A 26892-nucleotide genomic window follows, 5' to 3' on the forward strand; every position below is an offset into this window, starting at 1 on the left:
TGACTACTGCCTCGTACGGACTACGAACTCATTCTTTTCGCAGGGCCTCGAGGATGGCGCGGCCGGCGCGGCCGTCGGGCGTGAGGCCGAGGCGGCGCTGTTCGGCGGCGATGGCGTCGCGGGTCTTCGCGCCGATGAGGCCGTCGACGGCGCCGATGTCGTGGCCGCGGGCGAGCAGCCGTTCCTGCAGTTGCCGGCGTTCGGCGCGGCTCAGGCCCGGATCGTTGGTCGGCCAGTCCGCGACCAGGCCGGGACCGCCGCGCAGGCGGTCCGAGAGCAGGGCGATCGCCAGCGCATAGCTCTCGGCGGCGTTGTAGGAATAGATCGCATCGTAATTGCGCTGCACGAGGAAGGCCGGGCCCTCGCGGCCCGCCGGCAGCAGCAGCGCCGCGGCCGTGTCGCCGGCGGGCAGGTGACTGCCGTCGGCGCGGACCACGCCACGGCTGCGCCAGTGCGCCATCGGCTTTTTCGCCTGGCGCCCGGCCGCGTTGAAGTCGCCCGCCGGTAGCCTGACCTCGAAGCCCCAGGCCTCGCCGGGGCGCCAGCCGGCCTTGCGCAGGTAGTTGGCGGTGGAGGCGAGGGCGTCGGGGATGCTCGCGACGAGGTCGCGGCGGCCGTCGCCGTCGCCGTCGACGGCGATGCGCTGGTAGGTGCTCGGCATGAACTGGGTGTGGCCGAAAGCACCGGCCCAGGAGCCGGCGAGGCCTTCGGCGCGCAGGTCACCGGCCTGGATCAGCCTAATCAGCGCGAACAGCTCGCCGCGGAAGAAGGCCTGGCGGCGTCCGGCGCAGGACAGCGTCGCCAGCGACTGCAGCAGCGGCTTGCGGCCGAAGGTGCGGCCGTAGTCGCTTTCGACGCCCCAGACCGCGACGATGGTTTCGGCGTCGACCTGGTATTCGGCGGCCAGCCGGTCGAGCAGTTCGCGATGTTCGGCGAGGCGGGCGCGGCCGTCGTCGACACGCTCGTCGTCGACGAGGCCGGCAAGGTAGTCCCAGATCGGCGTGCGGAACTCCGGCTGGTAGTCGAGCGATTCCAGCACCGACGGATCCTTGCGCAGGTCGGCCGTCAGTGTGGCGAAGGTGTCGCTGCGGATGCCGGCGGCCGCCGCCGGTGCGCGCAGACTGGCGACGCAGGCCTCGAAGGCGGCGTCGCGCGGCAGTTCCGGCGCGGCGGGGGCGGGGGCCGCAGGCACGGCGAGGGTCGCGAGCAGGAACAGGGCGGGCGTGGTCATGCGCGAACTCTGCCATCCCGGCACTGAACCGGTTCGTGACGACCGCGGCTCAAGCTGCCGCCGGCCCGGGGCGGGGCGCGTGCGACAATCGCGCATGGACGATTTCAGCGCTCTCGACCTGCCCCCGCCGTTGCGCCAGGCCCTCGATGTACTCGAATACCGCAGCCCGACCCCGGTGCAGGCAGCGACCCTGCCGGCCCTGGTCGCCGGACGCGATGTCAGTGCCCAGGCCCGCACCGGCAGCGGCAAGACCGCCGCGTTCGCGCTCGGGCTGCTGGCGCGCATCGACGCCGGTGCCGGCGGCGTGCAGGCCTTGGTGCTCTGCCCGACCCGCGAGCTCGCCGACCAGGTCGGCCGCGAAATCCGCCGCCTCGGCCGCTTCCTGCCGAACCTGAAGGTCTCGGTGTTCTGCGGCGGCGTGCCGCTGCGTCCGCACCTGGCGTCGCTGGTGCAGCTGCCCCAGGTCGTCGTCGGCACGCCCGGGCGCATCCAGGAGCTGATGGACGAGGGCGCGCTGCCGCTCGACGGCCTGCGCGTGCTGGTGCTGGACGAAGCCGACCGCATGCTCGACATGGGCTTCGCCGACGCGATCGCCGGCATCGTCGGGCAGACCCCGGCGAGCCGGCAGACGCTGCTGTTCTCGGCGACGTTTCCGGAGGCGATCCGCGAGCTCGGTGGCCGCTTTCAGCGCGAGGCCGAGCAGTACCGGCTCGACGATGGCGAGGCGCCTGTACGGCAGCGGTTCATCGAGGTCGAACCGGCGCGCAAGGCCGACGCGATCGCACTGCTGCTCGGCGACCTGCAGCCGGAGGCGGCGCTGGTGTTCTGCAATACCCGCCGCGACGTCGCCGCGCTGGCCGAGGACCTCGACCGCCGCGGCATCGCCGCGCTGGCGCTGCACGGCGACCTCGAACAGCGCGATCGCGACGAGGTGCTGGTGCGCTTCGCCAACGGCAGCGCCGCCGTGCTGGTGGCGACCGACGTCGCCGCCCGTGGCCTCGACATCGTCGGCCTGCCGCTGGTGATCAGCCATGGCCTGGCCAGCGACGCCGACATCCACACGCACCGGATCGGCCGCACGGGTCGTGCCGGCGCCCAGGGCCTGGCGCTGTCGCTGGTCGCCCAGGACGAGCGGCGGCGGGTGGTGGCGATCGAGGAGCGCCTCGGCGGCACGGTGGGATGGGAGCGCATCGACCTGTCCCGCCGCCCGAAACCGGCGCCGGCGGCGAAGATGACGACCCTCGTGATCGACGCCGGCCGTCAGGACAAGCTGCGGCCGGGCGACGTGGTAGGGGCGCTGACGGGGGCGGCGGGGCTGGACGCCGCGGCGATCGGCAAGATCGCCGGTTTCGCGACCCGGACCTATGTCGCGATCGAGCGCAGCCAGGCCAGCAGGGCCCTCGAGAGGCTGCGCACCGGCAAGATCAAGGGCCGCAGCTTCCGGATCCGGAAGCTCGACTGACGTTGCGAGCGGCTCGCGGGGCGGGCCCGGCGACTCCAGCGGGTGGTGGCGCGGGGAACGATCACCGCCTCAGCGACCCAGCGGCGCCGCCGCCACGGCCTTGCGGGCCGGCGCCTTCTGCGCGCGGCGACGGCTGATTTCGGCGTCGATGCGGCGGTATTCGGCACTGCCGATGTCGCCGGCGATGACCAGTTCCCAGAGTCGGATGGCCAGGTCGTCGTCGATGACGGCCTTGCTCGGGAAGGGGATGACGATGCCCATGTGGAGCTCCCTGATGCGGTGGGGGGAAACGCAGGGAGGTGGAAGCAGGTTCCGTGCCACGAACGCGGCGAAATCAGGCGCGGGCGGGTCGCGCATCCGAAAGCGTGAACCGGTTCACGGAACCGGGGCCCGGGATGCCAGCACCGGTAACCGCACGCCGGCCGCAGGTAAGCCGGTCTCACTGCGGCGATGGCAGGACGGCTGCGGCCATGACAGCATTCGCGCCCACTTCTGACGCTTTACGGCACCTGCCGCTCCGATGCGCCTCAATCGCCATATCGCCGACACCGGCCACTGCTCCCGCCGCGAGGCCGACCGCCTGATCTCGGAGGGGCGGGTGCAGGTCAACGGCATCCGCGCCCGCATCGGCGCCGAGGTCGGCGAGGGCGACCAGGTCCTGGTCGATGGCCAGCCGCTGCGCATCCGTGCGGGCAAGCCAGGCGCCCGGCGCCACGTCTACATCGCCCTGAACAAGCCGGTCGGCATCACCTGCACCACCGACACCACGGTCGCCGGCAACATCGTCGACTTCGTCGGCCACGAGCAGCGCATCTTCCCGATCGGGCGCCTCGACAAGGATTCGGAAGGGCTGATCCTGCTGACCAGCAATGGCGACATCGTCAACCGCATCCTGCGCGCCGAAGAGAAGAAGGAGAAGGAATACCTGGTCGGCGTGAACCACGCGGTGACCGAGGAATTCCTGCGTGGCATGGCCCGCGGCGTGCGCATCCACGGGCAGATGACGCTGCCCTGCCGTACCCGCAAGATCGCCCGCTACGGCTTCTCGATCGTGCTGACCCAGGGCCTGAACCGGCAGATCCGCCTGATGGCCGCGGCTTTCGACTACCGCGTGACCCAGCTGCGCCGCATCCGCATCGCCAACGTCCGTCTCGGCGAACTCAAGCCCGGCCGCTGGCGCAACCTCACCGATGCCGAGTTGCGGGGGCTGCTGCCGGAGCAGCAGGTCTGGTAAAGCAGAAACGAGAAACGAGAAACGAGGAACGGGAAACGAGTCGAAACTCCCGTCGGCCGATCCCGCCTTTCGCGCGCACCGCGCGCGCGTTCACTCGTTCCTCGTTCCTCATTTCTCATTTCTCATTTTCCATATCCACCCGGGGTAAGCGAATGAAGTCGAAAGTGGAGTGGTTGCTGGTGCTGGTTCTGGCCACGACGGTGCAGGCCGCGCCGCCGCAGCCGTTGGCGGCGCCGCCGGCGCAGGCGGTGGAGGCGGCGAGTGGCATGGCCTATGTGGTGCTGAAGGCGGGGCCGGATCAGGGCAACCTGGTGCGCGGGGAGTTCGTCGAATACCGCGCCGACGTCTGGAGCGCCGACGGCGTCGCCCGGGCGAGCGCGCGCGAGGACGGCAACCGGGTGGTGCCGGTGCGGGCGCTGGCGCGGCAGCAGCCGGCGCTGGCGCGGGCGCTGATGCTGACGCCGGTCGGGGAAACCCGGCGCTGGTGGATCCAGCCGGAGCGGCTGGCGCCGGGCTATCCGGGCATGCCGAACCTGCCGCACGTGATCGAGCTGACGGTGATCGGCGAAGCCAACCCGCTGCAGGCGCCGCCGGACGTCGCCGCTGTGCCGGACGGTGCCCAGCGCAGCGCCAGCGGCCTGGCCTGGAAGGTGCTCCGGCGCGGCGGCGGCAGCGACCACCCGGGCCCGAATGCGGTGATCGAAATCGACTACACCGGCTGGACCGCCGACGGCCGTCCCTTCGACAGCTCGCTGCGCAGCGGCGGTCACGCCTTCCTGCCGCTGGCGGGGCTGATCCCGGGCTGGCAGGAAGGGCTGCCGCTGATGTCGCGGGGCGACAGCTTCCGCTTCTGGATCCCCGGTCATCTCGGCTACGACGCCAGTCCCGACCCGACCGCGCCGCGCGGCATGCTGGTCTTCGACGTGACGCTCTACGGCTGGTCGGAGTGAGCCTCGCGCCAGCGGGCCGCGGCGCTGCCGGCGCGGCGGCCGCTGGCGAAGCAGGCGGTGAGGAGATAGCCGCCGGTCGGTGCCTCCCAGTCGAGCATCTCGCCAGCGGCGAACACGCCGGGGCGCGCACGCAGCATCAGGTCGCGGTCGAGCGCCTGCAGGCGGATGCCGCCGGCGCTGCTGATCGCTTCCGGCAGTGGCCGCGGCCGTAGCAAGCTCAGCGGCAGCGCCTTGACCGCGGCGGCGAGGGCCGCCGGATCCGCGGGCAGGGCAGTGCCGAGGACTTCCCGCAGCAGGGCCGCCTTGACCCCGTCGATGCCTACGCGCCGCCGCAGATGTTCGGCGATCGTGCGGCTGCCGCGCGGTGCCGCCAGCGCGGTCCGCAGCTGGTCGGGGCTGCGCCCGGGCGCGAGGTCGAGCAGGAGCGTGGCGCGGCCGTGCGCGGCGATGTGCTCGCGGATCTCCGCCGAGCGTGCGTACACCGCGCTGCCCTCGATCCCGTCGGTGCTGCAGACGCATTCGCCCTGCAACCAGTCCGGCGCCTGGCCGTCGACCGCCAGCGCGATCCGTACCGGCTTCAGCGGCGCGCCGGCGAAACGCTGCACGAACCACGGCGACCAGGCGACATCGAAGCCGCAGTTGGCCGGCAGCAGGTCGCCGACGTCGATACCGGCTTCCCGCAGCGGCGCGACCCAGCGTCCGTCCGACCCGAGCTGCGGCCAGCTGCCGCCACCGAGGGCGAGCACGGTCGCGGCGGCGCGGTAGCTCGCCTCGTGGCCCGCGTTGTGGCCGGCGTCGGACGTGTCGGCGCCGAGGTCCGCGAAGCGCAGCGCGCCGTCGGCAGCGAAGCCCAGCCAGCGCCGGCGCAGGTGGAAGCGCACGCCCTGGTCGCGCAGGCGGCGCACCCAGCCGCGCAGCAGCGGCGCCGCCTTCAGGTCGAGCGGGAAGACGCGGCCGGAACTGCCGACGAAGGTCTCCACGCCGAGACCGCGGGCCCAGCTGCGCAGCGCATCGGCATCGAAGTCGCGCAGCCAGGTTTCGACGGTCGGTGCGGCCTCGCGGAAGCGGCGTACCAAGGCGGGGAAGGGCTCGCCGTGGGTGAGGTTCAGGCCGCCCTTGCCGGCGATCAGGAACTTGCGGCCGACCGAGCCGCGGCTGTCGAACAGGTCGACCGGCACGCCGGCGGCGATCGCCGCTTCCGCGGCCATCAGTCCGGCCGGGCCGCCGCCGATGACGGCCACGCCGGGGAGGGAGATCGAGGACATGCGCGATTGTCGCATGCGATCCTGCCGCCCCCGTTCCGCGCGAGGCGACGATGCCCTATACCCCGATCCTGGCCACCCTCGGCTACGTGCTCTCGCCGGACCGCCAGCGCGTGCTGATGGTCCACCGCAATGCCCGCGCCGGCGACCATCATCTCGGCAAGTACAACGGCCTCGGCGGCAAGCTCGAACGGGACGAGGACGTGGTCGCCGGGATGCGTCGCGAGCTGCACGAGGAGGCGGGCATCGAGGTCGTCTCGCTGCGCCTGCGCGGCACGATCAGCTGGCCCGGCTTCGGCAGGAATGGCGAGGACTGGCTCGGCTTCGTCTTCGTCATCGACGGCTGGACGGGTGAGGTGCCGCCCGCCAACGCCGAAGGGGATCTGGAGTGGGTGCCGTTGGACCGGCTGGATCGGTTGCCGCTCTGGGAAGGCGACCGCCATTTCCTGCCGCTGGTCTTCGACGCGGACCCGAGGACGTTCCACGGGCATATGCCCTATGCCTCCGGGCGGATGGTATCTTGGCAGTATTCGCGCTTATAAGCGGCGAACGTCGGCGAAACGCGCCGCAAACATCGATTTCCGTCGCGCGTTTGGAAGTGCCGCCCGCCTGTGAATAACAGGATTCTAACGTCGTGGAACGTATCCTGAGCGGGCAGTGAATGCCCCCCCGGGGCGCATTGTCCGCTTTCCTTCGCGACCGTCCGGTCCTTCGGGACCGCCGCCCGCCGGCCTGGCAGGCGGTCCGGCCGCGCTGCCCATCACCTCGCCAAGGAGCGCCCGATGACCGACACCAGCAGCAACCTGACCGACCTGATCGAGATCAGCGAGGACGGATACGCCTTCTACGAGGAAGCCGCGCAGAAGGTGAAGGACAAGAAGCTCAGTGCGCTGTTCGCGCGCATGGCCAAGGTGAAGTCGGAGCTCGCGCAGGAACTGTCCGGCGAGGTGAAGGCCCCGGCGGGTCGTCGCAAGCCGGCGAAGAAGGGCGAATCCAGCCTCGGCGACCTCGCACGCGCCTACGCCGGTCTGCGCAAGCAGGAGCCGGGCAGCGAGCGTTTCGTGCGCATGGCCGAAGTCGAAGGTCAGCTGCAGACCACCTTCCAGAAGGTCGTGCTCGACCGTGACCACAGCTTCGTCGTCCGTGTCCTCGCCAAGCAGTACGTCAGCAAGGCCGAGGTGCTGAACAAGGAACTGCGCGCGGCCAACCGCGGCGCCTGATCCGCCCCCCTCCCACCTGTAGGAGCGCCTTCAGGCGCGATGTAGGAGCGCCTTCAGGCGCGATTCGACTGCAAAGGCATCGCGGCTGAAGCCGCTCCTACAGGAAGCAGGAAGAAAAACCGCCCGGTCGCCCGGGCGGTTTTTTGTTGCCGAGCGGCAGCTGGCGTCAGTTGCCGCCCGTCTCCAGGCCACGCCGGCGCAGCAGCGGCCCGACCTGCGGATCGCGGCCGCGGAAGTCGCGGAACAGCTGCATCGCGTCGACGCTGCCGCCCTTCGACAGCAGGGTGGCGCGGAAGTGGTCGCCGTTGGCGCGGCTCAGCCCACCGTTCTCCTTGAACCACTCGACCGACTCGGCATCCAGCACCTCGCTCCACAGATAGGCGTAGTAGCCGGCCGAGTAGCCGCCCATGATGTGGCTGAAGTAGGTGCTGCGGTAACGCGGCGGCACCGGCGCGTAGTCGACGCCGGCGGCCTTCAGCGCCTGTGCCTCGAAGGCGAGGGCGTCGGTCGGCACCTGGTCCGGCTTCAACTGGTGCCAGGCCTGGTCGAGCAGCGAGGCCGCCAGGTATTCGGTGGTCGCGTGGCCCTGGCCGTATTGCTCGGCGGCCAGCACCTTGTCCAGCAGCGCCTGCGGAATCGGCTCGCCGGTCTGGTAGTGCTTCGCGTAGTTCGCGAGCACGCTCGGCCAGGTGGCCCACATCTCGTTGACCTGCGAGGGGTACTCGACGAAGTCGCGCGGCACGCTGGTGCCGGCGAACTGCGGGTAGCGGGTGCTCGAGAACAGGCCGTGCAGCGCGTGCCCGAACTCGTGGAACATCGTCGTGACCTCGTCGAAGGTCAGCAGGGTCGGCTGGCCGGCGGCGGGCTTCGGGATGTTGAGGTGATTGCCGACCACCGGATGCGTACCGGTCAGGCCGTTCTGCGGCACGTAGGCGTTCATCCAGGCGCCGCCACGCTTGCTGGCGCGGGCGTAGAAATCGCCGATGAACAGGCCCAGCGAGCTGCCGTCGGCCTCGAACACCTCCCACACCCGCACGTCCTGCTGGTAGACGGGTAGGTCGGTGCGCTCCTTGAAGCTCAGGCCGTAGAGCTGGCCGGCGGCGTAGAACACGCCGTCCTCGAGCACGCGGTTCATCTCGAAGTAGGGGCGCAGCTGCGACTCGTCGAAGTCGTAGCGCTGCTGGCGCACCTTCTCGGCGTAGAAGGCCCAGTCGGCGGCCTCGAGCTGGAAGCCGCCGCCTTCGGCGTCGATGATCGCCTGCATGTCCGCGGCTTCGCGCCGGGCATTGGCGACCGCCGCCGGGGCGAGGTCGGACAGCAGCTTGTTGACCGCGGCGACGGTGCCGGCGGTCTCGTCCTCGATGATGTAGGCGGCGTGGCTGTCGTAGCCGAGCAGGGCGGCACGCTCGGCGCGCAGGCGGGCGACGCGGGCGATGATTTCGCGGTTGTCGAACTCGTTGCCGCGGGTGCCGCGGGCGAGCGAGGCGGCCATGATTTCCTGGCGCAGGGCGCGGTCGGTCAGGCTGGCGAGCGGCGGCTGGCCGCTGGTGTTCATCAGCGCGATCAGGTAGCGGCCTTCCTGGCCGGCCGCCTTCGCGGCCTCGGCGGCGGCGGTGATCGCCTCGTCGGACAGGCCGTCGAGGCGGGCGACGTCGTCGACCCAGACACCGGAGGCATTGACCTCGTTGAGCACGTTCTGGCTGAACTTCGTCGACAGCGTCGCGAGCTCGGCGTTGTAGCCGCGGAGCACGTCCTTGTCGGCGTCCGAGAGATTGGCGCCGGCGCGGACGAAGTCGGTGTAGTAGCGCTCGAGCAGGCGCTGCGACTCGGCGTCGAGGCCGAGTTCGGCGCGGCCGTCGTACAGGGTCTTGATACGGGCGAACAGGGCCGCGTCGAGCAGGATCGCGTCCTGGTGGGCGGCCATCTTCGGCGCCATCTCGGCCTGCACGGCCTTGATCGCGTCGTTGGTGTGGGCACCGGCCAGGTTGAAGAACACCGCGCCGACCCGGTTGAGCAGGGCGCCGGAGTTCTCCATCGCGACGATGGTGTTGTCGAAGCTCGGCGCCTCCGGGTTGTCGGCGATCGCGCGCACCTCGGCGATCTGCTCGGCCATGCCGCGCTCGAGCGCCGGCTGGTAGTGCTCGTCGCGGATCAGGTCGAAGCGCGGGAACTGGTACTGCAGGGTGCTGGGTGCGAAGAAGGGATTCTCGGTCACGGCGTCGGTGGCGGCATCGGCCGCGGTGGTCGGGGCGGCGGAGGCCTCACCGGCCGGCTGCTGGCAGCCGCCGACGGCGAGGGCGATCGCCAGCGCCAGCGGCGCGGCGACGAGAGACTTGTTCATCGGGATCCTCGGAAGTTTTTGCGGGAAGCCGCCGGAGCCTACCCCGAGCGGACGGTCGCTGCCCATGACGAAAGGCAGGGGTGGCCGCTCCTGCGCTAGGCTGCCGCGATCAACCGGAGCCGACCATGACCACCGCCCACGATTTCTCCGCCACCACGATCGACGGCAGCCCGCAGTCGCTGGCCGACTACCGCGGCAAGGTGCTGCTGATCGTCAACACCGCTTCCCGATGCGGCTTCACGCCGCAGTACGCCGGCCTCGAGCAGCTGTGGCGTGAGCGCCGCGATCGCGGCCTGGTGGTGCTCGGTTTCCCCTGCGACCAGTTCGGGCACCAGGAACCCGGCGACGAGGCGGAGATCCGCGAGTTCTGCTCGCTGACCTACGAGGTCAGCTTCCCGATGTTCGCCAAGATCCAGGTCAACGGCGGCGAGGCGCATCCGCTGTACCGCTGGCTGAAGAAGGAGAAGCCCGGCCTGCTCGGCCTCGAGGCGATCAAGTGGAACTTCACCAAGTTCCTGGTCGACCGCGACGGCCGGGTGGTGAAGCGTTACGCGCCGACCGACAAGCCCGAGAGCATCGCCGCCGACATCGACGCGCTGCTGTAGGAGCGGCTGTAGGAGCGGCTGTAGGAGCGGCTTCAGCCGCGATGCTTTTCATCGATGCTTTTCATCGATGCCCTTCATCGCGGATCACGATCCACGGCGAAGGCATCGCGCCTGAAGGCGCTCCTACGGGGGCGCGTTACTTCTCGACGAAGGCGCGCTCGAAGACGTAATGGCCGGCCGTGCCGATCCGCGGCGCCGCGACGAAACCGCGGCCGTCGAGGATCGCGCGGAAGTCGGCCAGCATCTGCGGGCTGCCGCAGATCATCGCCCGGTCATTCTCTGCGTCCAGCGCGTCGAGGCCGAGGTCGGCGGCGAGCTTGCCGGACGCCAGCAGCGTCGTCAGGCGGCCGGTGTTGCGGAAGTCCTCGCGGGTGACGGTCGGGTAGTACAGCAGTTGCCTGGCGATCGTCTCGCCGAGGTATTCGTGCCGCGGCAGTTCGTTGACGATGTAGTCGTGGTAGCAGAGGTCGGCGACCGTGCGCACGCCGTGGGTCAGGACGACCTTTTCGAAGCGCTCGTAGGTGCCCGGGTCCTTGATGATCGACAGGAAGGGCGCCAGGCCGGTGCCGGTCGACAGCAGGTACAGGTTGCGGCCCGGATGCAGGTCGCTGATCAGCAGGGTGCCCGTGGGCTTGCGGCTGACCAGCAGGTCGTCGCCCGGCTTGATGTGCTGCAGGCGCGAGGTCAGCGGCCCGTTCTGCACCTTGATGCTGAAGAACTCGAGCTCCTCCTCCCAGTTGGCCGAGGCGATCGAATAGGCGCGCATCAGCGGCCGGCCGTCGACCATCAGGCCGATCATCACGAACTGGCCGTTCTCGAAGCGCAGGCCGTCGTCGCGGGTGGTGGTGAAGCTGAAGTAGTCGTCGTTCCAGTGGCGGACGACCAGCACGCGCTCGGTGGCGAAGGCGGACATGGGGGAGGGCGGAACCGTAGGGGAGTTTTCGGGAGGCGCGGCCAGGCCGGCAAGCCCGCAATTCTAAGGCATTCGCAATTTCGCCGATATCGGGTAGGCTCAGCGGACTGCGCTCGCCGTCACACAACGGTTGATCGTGGGATACCCTCAACCGTTACAAGGATACAGAGTCATGTCTGACCGTCAGACCGGCACCGTCAAGTGGTTCAACGACGCCAAGGGCTTCGGCTTCATCACCCCGGAAAGCGGCGAGGATGTGTTCGTGCATTTCCGCTCGATCATGGGCACCGGCTTCAAGTCCCTGCAGGAAGGCCAGAAGGTCTCCTTCAAGGTGGTGAAGGGCCAGAAGGGCATGCAGGCGGACGAGGTTCAGCCGCTCTGAGCGCTGCCATCGTGCGCTGATGAACGAGCCCCGGCCGGCGACGGCCGGGGCTCTTCTTTTGTGCGGAACGGACGCGGGCGCGTTCACGCCGGGTCGATCCCGGATGCCGGAGCCTGTTTGCGCGGGCCAGCCCGCTCGCCTAGCCTATGCGCCCTTTTCGCCCCCCGGGTTCTCCGGATCGGGCCTTCCCCAGAGGTATTGCCATGCAGATCGCCGAGCGCACCGTCGCGTCCTTCCACTACACCCTGACCGACGACGACGGCAAGGTGATCGACTCCTCGGCGGGCAACGAGCCGCTGGCCTACCTGCACGGCGTCGGCAGCATCGTTCCGGGCCTGGAGAAGGCGCTCGAGGGACGCGGCGTCGGCGACCGCTTCGACGTCACGGTGTCCCCCGAAGAAGGCTACGGCACCCCGAACGACATGCTGATCCAGGAAGTGCCGCGCGAGGCCTTCCAGGGCATCGACGAGATCGAGCCCGGCATGGCCTTCCAGGCGCAGACGCCGCAGGGCGCGATCTCGGTGACCGTGACCAAGGTCGAGAACGGCATCGTCACCGTCGACGGCAACCATCCGCTCGCCGGCAAGAACCTGCACTTCGCGATCGAAGTCGTCGAAGTCCGCGAGGCCAGCGTCGAGGAATGCCTGCACGGCCACGTGCACGGCGCCGGCGGCCACCACCACTGATGGCCACCGCGGGGCGCGCGCTGCAGACCGACGCCGAGCTGCGCGAGCTGCTCGCGCGCACCCAACGTATCGCCGTGCTGGGTATCAAGACCGAGTCCCAGCGCGGCCAGCCGGCGATCGAGGTGCCGCGTTACCTCGAGCGCGCCGGCTTCGACGTGGTTCCGGTGCCGGTGTACTACCCGGAAGTCGAGACGATCCTCGCCCGGCCGGTGTTCCGCCGGCTGGTGGACGTGCCCGGCGACATCGACCTGGTGGACGTGTTCCGCCGGTCGAAGGACCTGATGCCGCATCTGGACGACCTGCTGGCCAAACAGCCGAAGGCCGTCTGGCTGCAGTCCGGCATCCGCGACGACGCCTTCGCGGCGCGCCTGATGGAAGCCGGCATCGACGTCGTCCAGGACCGTTGCCTGATGGTCGAGCACCGGCGCCTCGCCTGACCGAAGTCACCGTGCGCATCGGCACGGGCGAACTAGTGTCGAGTTACGGATAGTCCCTGAAGGCGGCCGGTCCCGGGCCGCGAAAGGGCAATCCCATGCAATGCCAACTCGACGTCGACGGCGTCGACTACACCTACCGTGGCGGCCACGAGGCGCTGGCCGGCATCGACCTGCACCTGGGCCCCGGCATCGTCGGCCTGCTCGGCCCGAACGGCGCCGGCAAGTCGACCCTGATGCGCATCCTCGCGACGCTGGCGAAGCCCGCCACCGGCAGCGTGCGCTGGAACGGCACCGACATCGTCCGCGCGCCGGACGTACTGCGTGCCGCGCTCGGTTACCTGCCGCAGGACTTCGGCGTCTACCAGGCGCTGAGCGCGCGCGAGTTCCTCGCCTACCTGGCAGCGGTGAAGGGCATGTCCGCGCAGCGCGCCCGCGAGCGCATCGAGGTCTGCCTCGCCGAGGTCGGCCTCGCCGACGCCGCCGACCGCCGCCTCGGCGGCTTCTCCGGCGGCATGCGCCAGCGCGTCGGCATCGCCCAGGCCCTGCTCGACGATCCGCGGCTGCTGATCGTCGATGAGCCCACCGTCGGACTCGACCCGGAAGAGCGCCTGCGCTTCCGCCACCTGATCACCGCGCTCGCCGGTGAGCGGCTGGTGATCCTGTCGACGCACATCGTCTCCGACATCGAGGCCAGCGCCACGTCGCTGGCCGTGCTGGCACGCGGGCGACTGCGTTTCCAAGGCGATCCCGAGGCCCTGATCGCCCAGGCCCAGGGCCATGCCTGGGACTGGACGGTGCCGGCGTCGGCGCTCGCCGAGGCGCGCGCGCGGCATGCGGTGACCAGTTCGCTGCGTCGTCCCGACGGCATCCGCCTGCGCGTGGTCGCGGCGGCTGCGCCCTCGGCCGATGCGGTCGCGGTGACGCCGAGCCTCGAGGACGCCTATCTGTGGCTGCTGGAATCGCAGGGCGCGCGCTGATGGAAGCCGCCCGCCGCTTCTACGCGATCGTGCTCGCCGACTTCCGCGAGCGTTGCCGGCGTACCGGTTTCCTGGTCGTGCTGGCCGCAGTCGCGATCGCGACCTGGTGGTGCTTCCCGCCGGCGGACGCCGGCTACGTCACCGTCGCGGTTGGCGACGCGCGCGGCGCCTATTCGCCGGCCTGGATCGGCATGGTGCTGGCGCTGGTCCACGCGGTGATCCTCGGCCTGGCCGGCTTCTACATCGTGCGCGGCACGATCACCCGCGACTTCGAGACGCGCGTCTGGCAGCTGCTCGTCGCCACGCCGATGACCCGCTTCGGCTGGCTGCTGGCGAAGTGGACGAGCCATCTGGCGCTGCTTTCGCTGCTGGTGGGCGTGGGCCTGCTGGTCGGGCTCGCCGCGCAGTTCCATCGCGGCGAATCCACCGCGATCGCGCCCTGGCAGCTGCTGCAGCCGGCGCTGGTGCTGACCCTGCCGGCGATGGCGCTGACGGCCTTCTTCGCGGTGCTGTTCGATGTCGTGCCGTGGCTGCGCCGCAGCGGCGGCAATGTCCTCTACTTCTTCCTGTGGGTGTTCGTGTTCGTCTCGCCGGCCGACATGGCGGCCGACGCGGCGACGCAGGCGGCGAGTGCGTACAGCGAACCCGGCGGCATGTCGCTGGCGATGCGCGACATCCGGGCCGACCTGCAGGCGCGCGGGCTGCCGGCGGACGGCGGTTTCAGCATCGGTGTCAGCATCGTCGAAGGGGGCGTCACGACCTTCGCCTGGGACCGCTGGTCGCCGCGCGCGGCCGACGTCGGCGGGCGCCTGCTCTGGGTCGGCGTTTCGCTGCTCGGGCTGCTCGCGCTGGCGCCGCTGCTCGACCGTGCGGCCGCCCGCAGCGAGGTACGCCAAACTGGCCAGCGCGCCGTGCCGGGCCTGCGCCTGGCCTGGCTGGACCTGCTGCTGGCGCCGCTCGACCGCTTCGGCTTCGGCCGGCTGCTCGCGGCGGAAATCCGCCTCGTCCTGCGCCAGCGCCGCGTCAGCTGGTGGCTGGCCCTGCTCGTGCTGCTGGCGGTGCAGGCCTTCGCGCCGGCCAAGGGCATGGCGATCGCGGTGATCGGCGCCTGGCTGGCCTGCATCGACGTGTTCGCCCGCGCCGCATTGCGCGAACGCGAAACGGGCACCGCGGCGATGGTGTTCAGCGCGCCCGGCGCCGGCTGGCGTCTGCTCGGCGTTCGCCTGGCGGCCTCGGTGCTGCTGGCGCTGGGGGTGGTGCTGCCGGCGCTGGTGCGGGCCGGCATGAGCGGGTCCGGGACGCTGGCGGCGCTGGTCGCGACCGCAGTGGCGATCGCGGTCGTCGGCCTGGCGCTGGCGGCCGCCTGCCGCAATCCGCGCCCGTTCGAGCTGCTGCTGGTGTTCGTCGCCTACATCGGCGTGCAGGGCGATCCGCTGTTGAACCCGTTCGCCGATCCGCCGGCGACCCTGGCGCGGCAGGGCGTGGTGATCGCCGTCGCCGTCGCGCTGCTGCTGGGCGCGTGGGCGGTGTCGATTCGCCGGCATTGAGCCCGCGGCCACCCCGCGTGGCTACAATGCAGCGCCCCGGCCGCCCGACCATCGCCCTTGAACCCACTGCCCGACGATATCCAGTTCCAGGTCGAAGACCGCGGCGACTACCTCTACGTCGCCGTCAGCGGCCCCCGTGACAGCAACGAGATCACGGTCGCGTACTGGCAGCGGATCATCGAGGAATGCCAGCGCCGCGGCACCCGCCGGCTGATGGTCTACGAGAATCTCGGCGATCACGAGGGCGAGCGCGACCTGCAGGCCCTGGTCGAGTGGCTGATCGAGGAAGGCCTCGGCGAGCTGCAGGTGGCCTTCGTCGTCGCCCGCATCGAGCTGCTGGCGCACATGGAGTTCGGCGAGATCCTGGCGATGGAGCGCGGCGCCCACGGGCGCGTGTTCGCCGACCGTGCGCTGGCGGAACGCTGGCTGCGGCACGGCAGCGCCTGAACCCGGCCGCCGGCGAGGGCGCCGGCGCCGGTAGAATGCGCGCATGTCCCTGATCACCCTTCAGGCCGTCGACTTCAGCGTCGGCGGTCCGCTCCTGCTCGACGGCGTCGACCTCACGGTCGAGCGTGGCGAGCGCCTGTGCATCGTCGGCCGCAACGGCGCCGGCAAGTCGACGCTACTGCGGCTGATCGCCGGCGGACTGCAGCCGGACGATGGCTTGATCCGCCGCGAGGGCCGCGTCGCCGGTCTCGCACAGGAGGTGCCGCGCGATCTCGCCGGAAGTGTCTTCGATGTCGTCGCCGCGGGTCTTGGCGCGCTCGGCGCCGACATCGCCCGCTATCACCATCTGGTCCACGCCGGGGACGCGATCGACATGGACGCGCTGGCCACGGTGCAGGCGCGCATCGAGGCGGGCGGCGGCTGGCAGATCGAGCAGCGGGTCGAACAGGTCGTGGCCCGCCTCGACCTGCCGGCCGACGCGGAGTTCGGGGCGCTGTCGGGCGGCATGAAGCGGCGGGTCCTGCTGGCGCAGGCGCTGGTCGCCGAACCCGACGTGCTGCTGCTCGACGAACCGACGAACCACCTGGACATCGCGTCGATCGCCTGGCTCGAGGGTTTCCTGAAGGAGTTCGCCGGCAGCGTCGTCTTCGTGACCCACGACCGCGCCTTCCTGCGCGCGCTGGCGACCCGCATCGTCGAGATCGATCGCGGCCAGGTGACGAGCTGGCCCGGCGACTACGACAACTTCCTGCGCCGCCGCGAGGAGCGGCTGCACGCCGAGGCGCAGGCGAACGCGCATTTCGACCGCAAGCTGGCGCAGGAAGAGGTCTGGATCCGCCAGGGCATCAAGGCCCGCCGCACCCGCAACGAGGGTAGGGTGACGGCGCTGAAGGCGATGCGCCGCGAGCGTGCCGCCCGCCGCGAGCAGACCGGCGACGTGCGGATGGCGGCCGCCAACGCCGAGAAGTCGGGGCGCAAGGTGTTCGATGCGCGCGACGTGGGTTTCGCCTACGGCGACCGGGTGCTGGTGCGCGCCTTCTCGACGGTGATCCAGCGCGGCGACAAGATCGGCCTGATCGGCGCCAACGGCTCCGGCAAGACGACGTTGCTGAAACTACTGCTCGGCCAGCTGGCGCCGCAGGCCGGCGAGGTCCGTCCCGGCACGAACCTGGAGATCGCGTTCTTCGACCAGCTGCGCGGCGCGCTGCGCGAGGACTGGAACGCCCTCGACAACGTCTCCGAAGGCCGCGAGTTCGTCGAGATCAACGGCGCCCGCAAGCATGTGATGGGCTACCTGCAGGATTTCCTGTTCAGCCCGGAACGTGCGCGGGCCCCGATCACCCGCCTCAGCGGCGGCGAGCGCAACCGCCTGCTGCTCGCCAAGCTGTTCGCGCGGCCGTCGAACGTGCTGGTCCTCGACGAGCCGACCAACGACCTCGACGTCGAAACGCTGGAGCTGCTGGAGGAACTGCTGGTCGACTATCCCGGCACGGTGCTGCTGGTTTCGCACGACCGCGACTTCCTCGACAACGTGGTCACCGGCACTCTCGTGATGGAAGGCGACGGCCGCGTCGGCGACTACGTCGGCGGCTACAGCGACTGGCTGCGCCAGCGCCCGGACGCGCCCTCCGCCCCCGAAGCGAAGCCCGCACCAGCTGCCGGCGCGACGCCGCCTTCGCCATCGCCTGCCGACGCCGCCACGCCGGCGCCGCGCCGCAAGCTGTCGTGGAAGGAACAGAAGGAACTCGAGGCGCTGCCGTCCCGCATCGAAGCCCTGGAGGCCGACATCGCCGCGCTGACGTCGCGCATGCAGGACCCCACGTTCTACCAGCAGGACGCCGCCGCGGTGCGCCAGGCGACCGAGCAGGCGGCGGCGCTGCAGGCGGCGCTGGACGCCGCCTACCGGCGCTGGGGCGAACTGGAATAGCGGCGGGCAGAAACGCCCGTTGCGGTTTCCCGGCGGGGTGAGGGCAGAAGTCGCGGGAGGTAAAATGCGCGTTTTCCCCGCCGAGCCCTCGTTGCCATGGCCGCCATCCGCCAGGAAGACTTCATCCAGAGCGTCGCCGACGCCCTGCAGTACATCAGCTACTACCACCCGGTGGACTACATCCGGAACCTCGCCGCCGCCTGGGAGCGCGAGGAATCGCCGGCCGCGAAGGACGCGATCGCGCAGATCCTGATCAATTCGCGCATGTGTGCCGAGGGTCACCGGCCGATCTGCCAGGACACCGGCATCGTCACCGTCTTCCTCGAGATCGGCATGAACGTGACCTGGCCCGACGCGACGATGGGCGTGGAGGACATGGTCAACGAAGGCGTGCGCCGCGCCTACAACCACCCCGACAACAAGCTCCGTGCTTCGGTGCTGGCCGATCCGGCCGGCAAGCGGCAGAACACCCGCGACAACACCCCGGCGGTGGTCAACGTGAAGATCGTGCCCGGCGAAACCGTCGACGTGATCGTCGCGGCGAAGGGCGGCGGCAGCGAGGCGAAGTCGAAGTTCGCGATGCTCAACCCGTCCGACTCGATCGTCGACTGGGTGCTGAAGACCGTGCCGACCATGGGCGCCGGCTGGTGCCCGCCGGGCATGCTCGGCATCGGCATCGGCGGCACCGCCGAGAAGGCGATGCTGCTGGCCAAGGAAGCGCTGATGGAGCCGATCGACATCACCGAGCTGCAGGCGCGCGGGCCGTCGAACCGGGCCGAGGAGCTGCGGCTGGAGCTCTACGACAAGGTCAACGCGCTCGGCATCGGCGCCCAGGGCCTCGGCGGCCTGACCACGGTGCTCGACATCAAGGTCAAGGACTATCCGACCCACGCGGCGAACCTGCCGGTGGCGATGATCCCGAACTGCGCCGCCACCCGGCATGCGCATTTCACCCTCGACGGCAGCGGCCCGGTGATGCTGGAGCCGCCGTCGCTGGAGGACTGGCCGAAGCTGACCTACGACGCTTCGAAGGGCCGCCGGGTGAACCTGGACACCGTGACCCGCGAGGAAGTCGCGTCCTGGAAGCCCGGCGAGGTGCTGCTGCTCAACGGCCGCCTCCTGACCGGCCGCGACGCCGCCCACAAGCGCATCGTCGGCATGCTGGACAAGGGCGAGCCGCTGCCCGTCGACCTGCGCGGCCGCTTCATCTACTACGTCGGCCCGGTCGATCCGGTGCGCGACGAGGTCGTCGGCCCGGCCGGCCCGACCACCGCCACCCGCATGGACAAGTTCACCGAGCAGGTGCTGGCGCAGACCGGCCTGATGGGCATGGTCGGCAAGGCCGAGCGCGGCCCGGCGGCGATCGAGGCGATCCGCAAGCACCGCTCGGCCTATCTGATGGCCGTCGGCGGCGCCGCCTACCTGGTCTCGAAGGCGATCCGCGCCGCCCGCGTGGTGGCCTTCGAGGACCTCGGCATGGAGGCGATCTACGAATTCGAGGTCAAGGACATGCCGGTCACGGTCGCGGTCGATTCCAATGGCGAATCGGTGCACCGCACCGGCCCGCGCGAATGGCAGACCCGCATCGGCCGCATCCCCGTCGCCATAGCGTAGGAGCGCCTTCAGGCGCGATGCCTTCAGGCGGGATGCCTTTCATCGCCACACCCCGTACCCCATCACGAAACCTGAACCACCCCCGCGCCCACCCCGGCGCGGCCGAGGTTTTTCTGGCTTTCCCCGGCAGACCCGCGTATAAAGCCTGCGACTGTGTTTGCGAAGGGTCACTGTGAATCGTGGCCTGATGCGGTAGATCTACGATCCGCTACATCTTGTTACCTCGCTCTCCTTGCAACCCCAGTCGCGCGGCGGGAAGGTTCCCGTCAGCGATTTCATCCATTGTTCCAAGGAGTGTTTCAGATGTCGGATCGTCAGATCGGTACCGTGAAGTGGTTCAACGACGCCAAGGGTTTCGGCTTCATCAGCCGCGAGAACGGTGAGGACGTGTTCGTCCACTTCCGTTCCATCCAGGGCACCGGCTTCAAGTCGCTGCAGGAAGGCCAGAAGGTTTCCTTCAAGCTCGTGAAGGGCCAGAAGGGCATGCAGGCCGACGAAGTTCAGCCGATGTAATCCCTTCGATCCGCAAGGATCGTTCGGGAACCCCGGGCAGCGATGTCCGGGGTTTTTGATTTTCAGGGGTCCGTGTAGGCTGCGCGTCCCCCCGGACGTGCGGAGCACGAGGCCCGATGTACACCCTGTACTACTCCCCCGGTGCCGCCAGCCTGGTCGTGCACTGGCTGCTGATCGAAACCGGAGCACGCCACGAGCTGCGCCGCCTCGACACCGCCGCCGGCGAGCACAAGCGCCCCGAATACCTCGCGCTCAATCCCTCCGGCCTGATTCCGACCCTGCTGGTGCACGGCGAGCCGCTGACCGAAGCGGCGGCGCTGGTGCTGTACCTGGCGGACGCGCATCCGCATTTCGGCCTGGCGCCGGCCGTCGGCGACATCGATCGCGGGCGCTACTACCAGTGGGTCCTGCATCTGGCGAACACGCTGCAGCCGGCGTTCCGCATCTGGTTCTATCCGCAGGAAGGCGCCGGCGAGGCGAACAGCGAGGCCGCGAAGGAACAGGCGCGACTGAAGATCGAGGCCGCCTGGGCGCGCATCGACGCCCACCTGCAGCGCCGCGGTCCCTATCTGCTCGGCGCCGGCGTCAGCGCCGCCGATTTCCTGCTGTGCATGCTGATGCGCTGGTCGCGCAACATGCCGCGGCCGGCCACCGCCTGGCCGCAGCTCGCGGCGCATGCGCAGCGCATGAAGGCCAGGCCCTCGTTCCGGACGCTCTACGAGCGCGAGGGCCTGGACGAGTGGCGCTAGGCAACGCCAGGAAGTCGCTTATTTCCTAGGGCGTTTCATCGAGCAGTGGCGCCAGCGCCGCCCACACATGGTCGCGCAGCTGCGGCTGCACCCCGGCGACCGGATGCAGATTGTCGGCCTGGAAAGCCTCGCGGTCCATCGCGATCGGCTCGAGCAGGAACGGGAGCAGGGCGGTTCCGTGCTCCGCGGCGAGTTCGCCGTACATCGCGGCGAAAGCCTCGGTGTAGCGGGCGCCGTAGTTCGGCGGCATGCGGATGCCGACCAGCAGCACGCGAGCGCCGTGCGCCTTCGCCGCGGCGATCATCTTCGCGAGGTTGGCGCGGGTCTGGCCCAGCGGCAGGCCGCGCAGGCCGTCGTTGGCGCCGAGCGCGATCACGACGACCTCCGGCGAATGCCGCGCGAGTTCGGCGTCGATGCGGCTGGCGCCGCCGGCACTGGTCTCGCCGCTGAGGCTGGCGTTGACGATCCGCCAGCCCGGATGCCCGGCGCGAAGGCGCTCGCCGGTCAGGGCCACCCAGCCCTGCTCGGCGGGGATGCCGTAGGCGGCCGACAGTGAATCGCCGAGCACCATCACCGTGCGCGTTTCCGTCGCCCCGGCCGCCGCGGCCGTGGCCAGCCGCGGCGCCGCCGCCAGCAGCGCCAGCGCGAGGATCAGCAGGCTGTCACGAATCATCCCGAAGGCCGTCATGGCAAGTGTCGCCAGACCGCCCCTATCCGGCGGTTGAACACGGCCCATGATTCCGCCATATCGAAGGTTCATTCCCATGCTCCGAGGTTTTCCGTGATGGCCGACAGTCTGCCAGCCGATGCCGTGCCCGCCCTCCGTGCCGAAGGTCTCGGCAAGCGGGTGCCCTTGCCCGGTGGCGAGCTGACGATCCTGGATGGGGTCGACTTCACGATCGCCAAGGGTGAGACGGTGGCCGTCGTCGGCGCGTCGGGGTCGGGCAAGAGCACGCTGCTGTCCCTGCTCGCCGGCCTCGACCTGCCGACCGCCGGACGGGTCGAGCTCGACGGCGCCGTGCTCTCGGCCCTGGACGAGGACGGCCGCGCCCGCGTGCGCGGCGACAAGGTCGGTTTCGTGTTCCAGAACTTCCAGCTGCTGCCGTCGCTGACCGCGCTCGAGAACGTGATGCTGCCGCTGGAACTGCGCGGCGATGCCGATGCGGAAACCCCGGCGCGGGCGATCCTGGGCCAGGTCGGCCTCGGCGAGCGGCTCGGCCACTACCCGCGCCAGCTGTCCGGCGGCGAGCAGCAGCGTGTCGCGCTCGCCCGCGCCTTCGTGACCCGGCCGGCCTTGCTGTTCGCCGACGAGCCGACCGGAAACCTCGACACCGGTAACGGCCAGGCGATCGTCGAACTGCTGTTCCGCCTGAACGCCGAGGCCGGCACGACCCTGGTACTGGTCACCCACGACGAGCGCCTCGCGGCCCGCTGCGACCGCGTATTGCGGCTGCAGGCTGGACGCCTGCTGGCACCGATGCCGGCGGCGCAGGCATGAAGGCGCTGATGCTGGCCTGGCGCCAGTTGCGCCGGGATCTCGCCGCCGGCGAGGTCCGCATCCTGCTCGCCGCGCTGATGCTGGCGGTGATGGCCGTGAGCTCGGTCGGCTTCATCACCGACCGCGCCGAACGCGCGCTGGCCCAGGGCGCGAACGCGCTGCTCGGCGGCGACAGCGTGATCCGTGCCGACGCGCCGATCGACGCGCCGCTGCGCGAGGCCGCGTCGGCGCCGGGGCTGCGCAGTACCGAGACGCTGAGCTTCCCGACGATGGTCGCGGTCGGCGATCAATTCCGCCTCGGCGACCTGCGTGCGCTCGGCGAGGGCTTTCCGCTGCGCGGCGCCTTCCGGATCCGTGACGCCGATGGCAGCGAGCACGATGCCGGCGCGGTGCCCGAACCGGGCACCGCCTGGCTGAGCCTGGCCGGCGCCGACGCCCTGGGGGCCCGCATCGGCGACGAGGTCACGGTCGGCGAAAGCCGGCTGCGCCTCGCCGCGCTGGTCGCCCAGGAGCCGGATGCCGCGCTCGACTACTTCAACACGGCGCCGAAGGTGTTCGTGAACCTCGCCGACCTGCCGGCCACCGGCCTCGTGCAGGAAGGCAGCCGCATCACCTACCGCCTGATCGTCGCGGGCGACGCCACCGCGGTGGCCGGCTTCGACGCGTTCGCGGCGGACCATCTGGGTCGCGGCCAGCACCTGGAAACCGCCGCGGACGCGCGGCCGGAGATCCGCAACGCGCTCGACCGCGCCGGCCGCTTCCTGTCGCTGGCGGCGCTGGTCGCGGTGGTGCTCGCCGCGGTCGCGGTGGCGATGGCGGCCCGCCGCCACGGCGACCGCCACCTGCAGGGGGCGGCGGTGATGCGCTGCCTCGGCGCCAGCCAGCGCACGCTCGTCGTGATCCATGCCGGCGAACTCCTGCTGCTGGGTCTGCTCGGCAGCGTGCTCGGCGTGATCGCGGCCTGGGGGCTGCAAGCGGGGGTCGGCGCCGCGCTCGGGCCGATGATGAAGCTCGACCTGCCGGCGGCGGGCTGGCGACCGGTCGCGGAAGGCTTCGCGGTCGGGCTCACCGTGCTCGTGGCGTTCGGCGTTCCGCCGGTGCTGGCGCTGCGACGCGTGCCGGCGCTGCGCGTGCTGCGCCGCGACCTCGACCCGACCGAGCCGGCCGCGTGGGCGGTCGCGCTGGCGGCGATCGCCGGGCTCGGCACCCTGATGTGGTGGAAGGCCGGATCGGCGGCGCTCGGTACGGCCCTGCTGGTCGGCGTCGCGGTGACGCTGGCGGTACTGGCCGGCCTGGCCTGGGTGCTGCTGGCCGTGCTGCGGCGGCTGCGGGGCCGCCTGCGCGGGCCCTGGCGTTTCGGGCTGGCGAACGTCGCCCGGCGGCCGGGCGTGTCGATCGCCCAGGTCGCCTCGCTCGGCCTCGGCCTGATGGTCCTGCTGCTGCTCGGCTTCGTGCGTACCGACCTGCTCGAACGCTGGCAGCAGTCGCTACCCGCGGACGCGCCGAACCGCTTCATCGTCAACGTGCAGCCCGACCAGGCCGAGGCGGTTCTCGGCTTCCTCGACGGTCGCGCGCTCGGCGAACCGGTGCTGTTCCCGATGATCCGCGCCCGTCTGATGGCAGTGAACGGGCGTGCGGTCACCGGCGCGGATTTCCCCGAAGGACGCCCGCGCCACCTCGCCGAACGGGAGTTCAACCTGTCGCAGGGCGCGCTCGAACGCGACGACAACCGCATCGTCGCCGGTACGCCGTGGCAGGGCACGCCGGCGGCGCCGGAGCTGTCGGTGGAGGTCGGCTTCGCCGAGGCGCTGGGCTGGAAGCTCGGCGACGAGATCGGTTTCGACATCGCCGGCGCGCCCTTCGCCGGCCGCATCACCAGCCTGCGCGAGGTCGACTGGGAGAGCTTCCGCCCGAATTTCTTCGTGTACGCCTCGCCGGGCGCGCTGGACGGCTACGCCGGCAGCCACATCACCGCCGTCCGCGCCGATGCCGACGACCGCCGTTTCACCGCCGACCTGCTGCGGGAGTTCCCGAACCTGTCGGTGGTCGACATCGATGCGGTGCTGGCGCAACTGCGCGGCACGATCGGCCAGGTCAGCCTGGTCGTCGAGTCGGTATTCCTGTTCGCGCTGCTCGCCGGCGTGCTCGTGCTGCTGGCGGCGGTCAGCGCCAGCCAGGACGAACGCCTGCTCGAGGGCGGGGTGATGCGCGTGCTCGGTGGCAGCCGCCGGCAGCTGCGCTGGGCGCAGGTGTCCGAGTTCGCGACGATCGGCCTGCTCGCGGGTGCCGTGGCAGCGATCGCCGCGATGGTGCTCGCGGGGGTGATCGCGACCCAGGTCTTCGAGCTCGAGTGGCAGGCGGATCCGGGGCTGGCCGTGACCGGCGGGCTCGCCGGCGCGCTGGCGGCACTGCTGGCCGGCATGGCGGCGACGCGGCGGGTCGCGGCCACGCCGCCGTCGGTCACGTTGCGCGAGCTGGGCTGAGTCGGGGCAGGGGGTTCAGAGCACCCACATGGCGAAGGCGAACACGGCCAGCATCGCGACCGCGATCGCGAGCTTAAGCACCACGCCGACGGCCAGCCCCAGCCAGGTCCCGAAGCCGATCTTCGTCGCGGCGCGCCAGTCGGTGCCATGCACCACCTCGCCGCCGACCGCGCCGAGCCAGGGGCCGAGCAACAGGCCGGGCAGGCCGAAGAACAGGCCGGCGAGGGCGCCGATCGCGGCGCCCCATTGCGCCTTCGCCGAGGCGCCGGCGCGGCGGGCGCCGTAGTAGCCGGCCAGCACGTCGACCGCGATCGCGACCAGCAGCAGCACCGTCAGCGCCGTGATCGTGCCGGCGCCGACGCGCGCGAAACCGTCGTTCCAGGCCGCCAGCAGCAGCCCCGCCCAAAGCACCGGCAGTCCCGGCAGGACCGGAAGCAGGGTACCCAGCAGCCCGATCACGACCAGCAGGATCGCGACGAGGTTCCAGATCAGGCCGGTGTCCATCCGTCGGCGGTCAGCCCTTGAAGTCGCGGTGGCAGTCCTTGCAGCCGGCGGACACCCGGTCGAGGGCGACGCCGGCGGAGGCGCAGTCGGTCGGCGGCGTCGCCAGCGCCGCGTCGAGGGCGGCACGGAACGCGCTGGCGTGCTTCGCGAACAGCTCGTCGTCCTCGGTTTCGCCGAACGCGGGCTCGAGGTCGTTGGCCAGGTGGCGCAGCGTCTGCAGGTGCGGGGTCAGGTCGGTCGCGGCGCAGCGATTGCTGCGCACGGCCTGGTCCAGGCCGGCGGAGTGGAAACGCAGCATCGCCATCAGCGCCGTCGACGGCGGCGTTTCCTTGCGCAGCGCACTGAGCCCGATCAGGGAGCAGGCGGCGCCGACGAACAGACCGATCAACAGCACGATGACGAAACGCATGCGGCCTCCGAGCCGAAAAAAAACCGCCGTGACGATATCACGGCGGTTTTCCCGGGGGCGCGGCGGCGGGCCGCGACAGACCGGTCAGAGCGGGGTCAGACGGTTGCCGTCGACCCGCACGTAGGCACCCTCGCGGATGCCGTTGCCGAGCGAATTGCGGTTGAAGACCAGCACGCGTCCGTCGTCCATGCGCACGGTGATGTCGTAGGTCTCCTCGTTCATGCGGTTCTCGATGGCGTTGCCGGCAGCCGCACCGGCGACCGCGCCGACCACGGTCGCGGTGTTGCGGCGACCGGTGCTTTCGTCGTCCGCCAGTTCGCGGCCGACGACGGCACCGACGACGCCGCCGAGGACGGCACCGGTACGCGAGTTGTCGCGGCCGTTGCGGACGATCTGGATGCGCTCGATGCGGCCGCAGTCGTAGCAGCGCGACGGGCGGTCGTAACCGCGGTCGTAGCCACGGTCGTAGCCGTAGCCGGAGTTGTAGCTGGACGGCCCGGTGGCACAGGCGCTCAGGGACGCGGCGACGGCCGCGGCGAGAAACAGGGAAAGCTTGCGGTTCATGGCATGTCTCCTCGGATTCGGGGGGCGCCCCGAGGTTGGTCCTGCACGGCTTGACGCGGACCGACCAGGAAAGGCTCGGCGACGTTGTCCATCAAGCGTGGTGACGCACGCGTAAACTGCGCGGATGAACGCGATGTGGAAGGAACGCTTCGCCGGCATCGACCGGCTGTACGGCAGCGGCGCCGGTGCCCGCCTGGCGACGCGGCACGCCTGCGTCGTCGGCCTCGGCGGTGTCGGTTCGTGGCTCGTCGAATCGCTGGCCCGCAGCGGCGTCGGCCGGCTGACCCTGATCGACGCCGACGACGTCTGCGTCAGCAACACCAACCGCCAGCTGCATGCGCTCGAAGGCGAGTACGGCCGCGGCAAGGGCGAGGTGCTGGCCGAGCGCTGCCGCGCGATCAACCCGGGCATCGCCATCGAGGTGGTGCCGGCTTTCCTGACGACCGCCAATCTCGAGTCGCTGCTCGATCGCGACCACGACATCGTGCTCGACGCCTGCGACAGCCTGCGCACGAAGCTCGAGATGATCGTGTGGTGCCGGCGCCGCAAGCTTCCACTGGTGGTCTGCGGTTCCGCCGGTGGCCGCACCGACCCGACCCTGGTACGCGTGCGCGACCTGTCGCGCACCGAGCACGACGCGATGCTGGCCCTCGTGCGCAAGCGGCTGCGCGCCGGCCACGGCTTCCCGCGCAATCCCGACCGCTACTTCGGGGTGCCCGCGGTGTACTCGCTCGAGAACGTCCGCTATCCGCAGGCCGACGGCAGCGTCTGCGGCGTGCGTCCGCAGCTCGATGCGGCGGCCGCACTGAAGCTCGACTGCGGCACCGGCCTCGGCGCGGCGACGCATGTCACGGGCACGTTCGGATTCGCGATGGCCGGCAGGGCGCTGGCGCTGCTGCTCAAGTGAAGCCGCCCGGCCCGCATCGCGAGGACGCTG

At 70.7% G+C, this 26892-nt stretch carries 28 protein-coding genes; 19 read left to right on the forward strand and 9 right to left on the reverse strand.

Annotated features, from left to right (window positions below):
* Window positions 1-28: 28 nt before the first annotated feature.
* Window positions 29-1231 carry a lytic murein transglycosylase gene (locus K311_RS0102440; RefSeq protein WP_051239395.1) on the reverse strand — a complete coding sequence of 401 codons (1203 nt, stop codon included), beginning with the start codon at window positions 1229-1231 and terminating at the stop codon, window positions 29-31.
* A 94-nt stretch (window positions 1232-1325) separates the two neighbouring features.
* Between K311_RS0102440 and dbpA the strand changes: the two genes are divergently transcribed.
* On the forward strand, window positions 1326-2693 hold the full coding sequence (gene dbpA, locus K311_RS0102445; RefSeq protein ID WP_026816002.1) for an ATP-dependent RNA helicase DbpA: 1368 nt from the start codon (window positions 1326-1328) through the stop codon (window positions 2691-2693).
* A 69-nt stretch (window positions 2694-2762) separates the two neighbouring features.
* Here dbpA and K311_RS0102450 read toward each other — a convergent pair whose 3' ends face one another.
* Window positions 2763-2954, reverse strand: a complete 192-nt coding sequence (locus K311_RS0102450) for a hypothetical protein (protein WP_026816003.1) — start codon at window positions 2952-2954, stop codon at window positions 2763-2765.
* A 259-nt stretch (window positions 2955-3213) separates the two neighbouring features.
* On the opposite strand from K311_RS0102450, the gene K311_RS0102455 reads away from it, so the two are divergent.
* A complete protein-coding gene (locus K311_RS0102455) occupies window positions 3214-3927 on the forward strand; it encodes a pseudouridine synthase (RefSeq protein ID WP_026816004.1) in 714 nt (237 codons plus the stop codon).
* 152 nt (window positions 3928-4079) lie between these two features.
* Window positions 4080-4877: an FKBP-type peptidyl-prolyl cis-trans isomerase gene (locus K311_RS17395; protein ID WP_051239396.1), complete on the forward strand. Its 798-nt coding sequence runs from the start codon at window positions 4080-4082 to the stop codon at window positions 4875-4877.
* Here the strand turns inward: K311_RS17395 and K311_RS0102465 are convergent.
* A complete protein-coding gene (locus tag K311_RS0102465; protein WP_026816005.1) occupies window positions 4859-6142 on the reverse strand; it encodes a TIGR03862 family flavoprotein in 1284 nt (427 codons plus the stop codon). The genes K311_RS17395 and K311_RS0102465 overlap by 19 nt on opposite strands.
* A gap of 50 nt (window positions 6143-6192) precedes the next feature.
* Between K311_RS0102465 and K311_RS0102470 the strand changes: the two genes are divergently transcribed.
* The gene (locus K311_RS0102470) at window positions 6193-6681 is read left to right on the forward strand and encodes an NUDIX hydrolase (RefSeq protein ID WP_026816006.1); all 489 of its coding nucleotides are present in this window, start codon (window positions 6193-6195) and stop codon (window positions 6679-6681) included.
* A 240-nt stretch (window positions 6682-6921) separates the two neighbouring features.
* The gene (locus tag K311_RS14925) at window positions 6922-7359 is read left to right on the forward strand and encodes a PA2169 family four-helix-bundle protein (RefSeq protein WP_051239397.1); all 438 of its coding nucleotides are present in this window, start codon (window positions 6922-6924) and stop codon (window positions 7357-7359) included.
* Between the two features lie 166 nt (window positions 7360-7525).
* Here K311_RS14925 and K311_RS0102480 read toward each other — a convergent pair whose 3' ends face one another.
* Entirely contained in the window at window positions 7526-9700 is a 2175-nt protein-coding gene (locus K311_RS0102480; RefSeq protein WP_026816007.1) for a M3 family metallopeptidase, read from the reverse strand.
* 125 nt (window positions 9701-9825) lie between these two features.
* Here K311_RS0102480 and K311_RS0102485 point away from each other — a divergent pair, with 125 nt between their 5' ends.
* The gene (locus K311_RS0102485) at window positions 9826-10305 is read left to right on the forward strand and encodes a glutathione peroxidase (RefSeq protein ID WP_026816008.1); all 480 of its coding nucleotides are present in this window, start codon (window positions 9826-9828) and stop codon (window positions 10303-10305) included.
* Window positions 10306-10441: 136 nt separating this feature from the next.
* On the opposite strand, the gene K311_RS0102490 is transcribed toward K311_RS0102485, so the two are convergent.
* Window positions 10442-11218, reverse strand: coding sequence for a ferredoxin--NADP reductase (locus tag K311_RS0102490; protein WP_043798373.1), 777 nt, complete (start codon window positions 11216-11218; stop codon window positions 10442-10444).
* Window positions 11219-11390: 172 nt separating this feature from the next.
* Here K311_RS0102490 and K311_RS0102495 point away from each other — a divergent pair, with 172 nt between their 5' ends.
* The 10 genes from K311_RS0102495 to K311_RS0102540 all read left to right on the forward strand — a co-directional run bounded on the left by K311_RS0102495 (window position 11391) and on the right by K311_RS0102540 (window position 20497).
* Window positions 11391-11600 carry a cold-shock protein gene (locus K311_RS0102495; RefSeq protein WP_026816010.1) on the forward strand — a complete coding sequence of 70 codons (210 nt, stop codon included), beginning with the start codon at window positions 11391-11393 and terminating at the stop codon, window positions 11598-11600.
* A 203-nt stretch (window positions 11601-11803) separates the two neighbouring features.
* Complete coding sequence (gene slyD / locus K311_RS0102500) at window positions 11804-12286, forward strand: peptidylprolyl isomerase (protein WP_026816011.1); 483 nt, start codon at window positions 11804-11806, stop codon at window positions 12284-12286.
* On the forward strand, window positions 12286-12723 hold the full coding sequence (locus K311_RS0102505) for a CoA-binding protein (RefSeq protein ID WP_026816012.1): 438 nt from the start codon (window positions 12286-12288) through the stop codon (window positions 12721-12723). Before slyD ends, K311_RS0102505 begins: the two co-directional genes overlap by 1 nt.
* 95 nt (window positions 12724-12818) lie before the next feature.
* A complete protein-coding gene (locus K311_RS0102510) occupies window positions 12819-13700 on the forward strand; it encodes an ABC transporter ATP-binding protein (protein ID WP_026816013.1) in 882 nt (293 codons plus the stop codon).
* On the forward strand, window positions 13700-15247 hold the full coding sequence (locus K311_RS17400; protein ID WP_026816014.1) for an ABC transporter permease subunit: 1548 nt from the start codon (window positions 13700-13702) through the stop codon (window positions 15245-15247). Before K311_RS0102510 ends, K311_RS17400 begins: the two co-directional genes overlap by 1 nt.
* Window positions 15248-15304: 57 nt before the next feature.
* Window positions 15305-15694, forward strand: a complete 390-nt coding sequence (locus K311_RS0102520) for a hypothetical protein (protein WP_026816015.1) — start codon at window positions 15305-15307, stop codon at window positions 15692-15694.
* A gap of 43 nt (window positions 15695-15737) precedes the next feature.
* Window positions 15738-17621 (forward strand): ATP-binding cassette domain-containing protein, encoded by a 1884-nt coding sequence (locus K311_RS0102525; protein ID WP_026816016.1) that lies wholly within the window; start codon window positions 15738-15740, stop codon window positions 17619-17621.
* A 96-nt stretch (window positions 17622-17717) separates the two neighbouring features.
* On the forward strand, window positions 17718-19235 hold the full coding sequence (locus tag K311_RS0102530) for a fumarate hydratase (RefSeq protein WP_026816017.1): 1518 nt from the start codon (window positions 17718-17720) through the stop codon (window positions 19233-19235).
* Between the two features lie 303 nt (window positions 19236-19538).
* Window positions 19539-19748 (forward strand): cold-shock protein, encoded by a 210-nt coding sequence (locus tag K311_RS0102535; RefSeq protein ID WP_026816018.1) that lies wholly within the window; start codon window positions 19539-19541, stop codon window positions 19746-19748.
* 116 nt (window positions 19749-19864) lie between these two features.
* Window positions 19865-20497 carry a glutathione S-transferase family protein gene (locus tag K311_RS0102540; RefSeq protein ID WP_043798376.1) on the forward strand — a complete coding sequence of 211 codons (633 nt, stop codon included), beginning with the start codon at window positions 19865-19867 and terminating at the stop codon, window positions 20495-20497.
* Between the two features lie 25 nt (window positions 20498-20522).
* Here K311_RS0102540 and K311_RS0102545 read toward each other — a convergent pair whose 3' ends face one another.
* Window positions 20523-21170: an arylesterase gene (locus K311_RS0102545; protein WP_211223619.1), complete on the reverse strand. Its 648-nt coding sequence runs from the start codon at window positions 21168-21170 to the stop codon at window positions 20523-20525.
* 111 nt (window positions 21171-21281) lie between these two features.
* On the opposite strand from K311_RS0102545, the gene K311_RS0102550 reads away from it, so the two are divergent.
* The gene (locus tag K311_RS0102550) at window positions 21282-21995 is read left to right on the forward strand and encodes an ABC transporter ATP-binding protein (protein WP_051239398.1); all 714 of its coding nucleotides are present in this window, start codon (window positions 21282-21284) and stop codon (window positions 21993-21995) included.
* Window positions 21992-24478: an ABC transporter permease gene (locus tag K311_RS0102555; RefSeq protein WP_026816022.1), complete on the forward strand. Its 2487-nt coding sequence runs from the start codon at window positions 21992-21994 to the stop codon at window positions 24476-24478. The genes K311_RS0102550 and K311_RS0102555 overlap by 4 nt, the downstream gene beginning before the upstream one ends.
* 15 nt (window positions 24479-24493) lie before the next feature.
* Here K311_RS0102555 and K311_RS0102560 read toward each other — a convergent pair whose 3' ends face one another.
* The 3 genes from K311_RS0102560 to K311_RS0102570 form a co-directional block, all read right to left on the reverse strand.
* Window positions 24494-24982 carry a DUF456 domain-containing protein gene (locus K311_RS0102560; RefSeq protein WP_026816023.1) on the reverse strand — a complete coding sequence of 163 codons (489 nt, stop codon included), beginning with the start codon at window positions 24980-24982 and terminating at the stop codon, window positions 24494-24496.
* 10 nt (window positions 24983-24992) lie between these two features.
* Window positions 24993-25391, reverse strand: coding sequence for a cytochrome c (locus K311_RS0102565; RefSeq protein WP_026816024.1), 399 nt, complete (start codon window positions 25389-25391; stop codon window positions 24993-24995).
* A gap of 84 nt (window positions 25392-25475) precedes the next feature.
* Window positions 25476-25955, reverse strand: coding sequence for a glycine zipper 2TM domain-containing protein (locus K311_RS0102570; protein WP_026816025.1), 480 nt, complete (start codon window positions 25953-25955; stop codon window positions 25476-25478).
* A 124-nt stretch (window positions 25956-26079) separates the two neighbouring features.
* On the opposite strand from K311_RS0102570, the gene K311_RS0102575 reads away from it, so the two are divergent.
* Window positions 26080-26862, forward strand: coding sequence for a tRNA threonylcarbamoyladenosine dehydratase (locus K311_RS0102575; RefSeq protein WP_026816026.1), 783 nt, complete (start codon window positions 26080-26082; stop codon window positions 26860-26862).
* Window positions 26863-26892 lie beyond the last annotated feature (30 nt).

The organism is Arenimonas composti TR7-09 = DSM 18010 (assembly GCF_000426365.1).
Lineage (GTDB): Bacteria > Pseudomonadota > Gammaproteobacteria > Xanthomonadales > Xanthomonadaceae > Arenimonas > Arenimonas composti.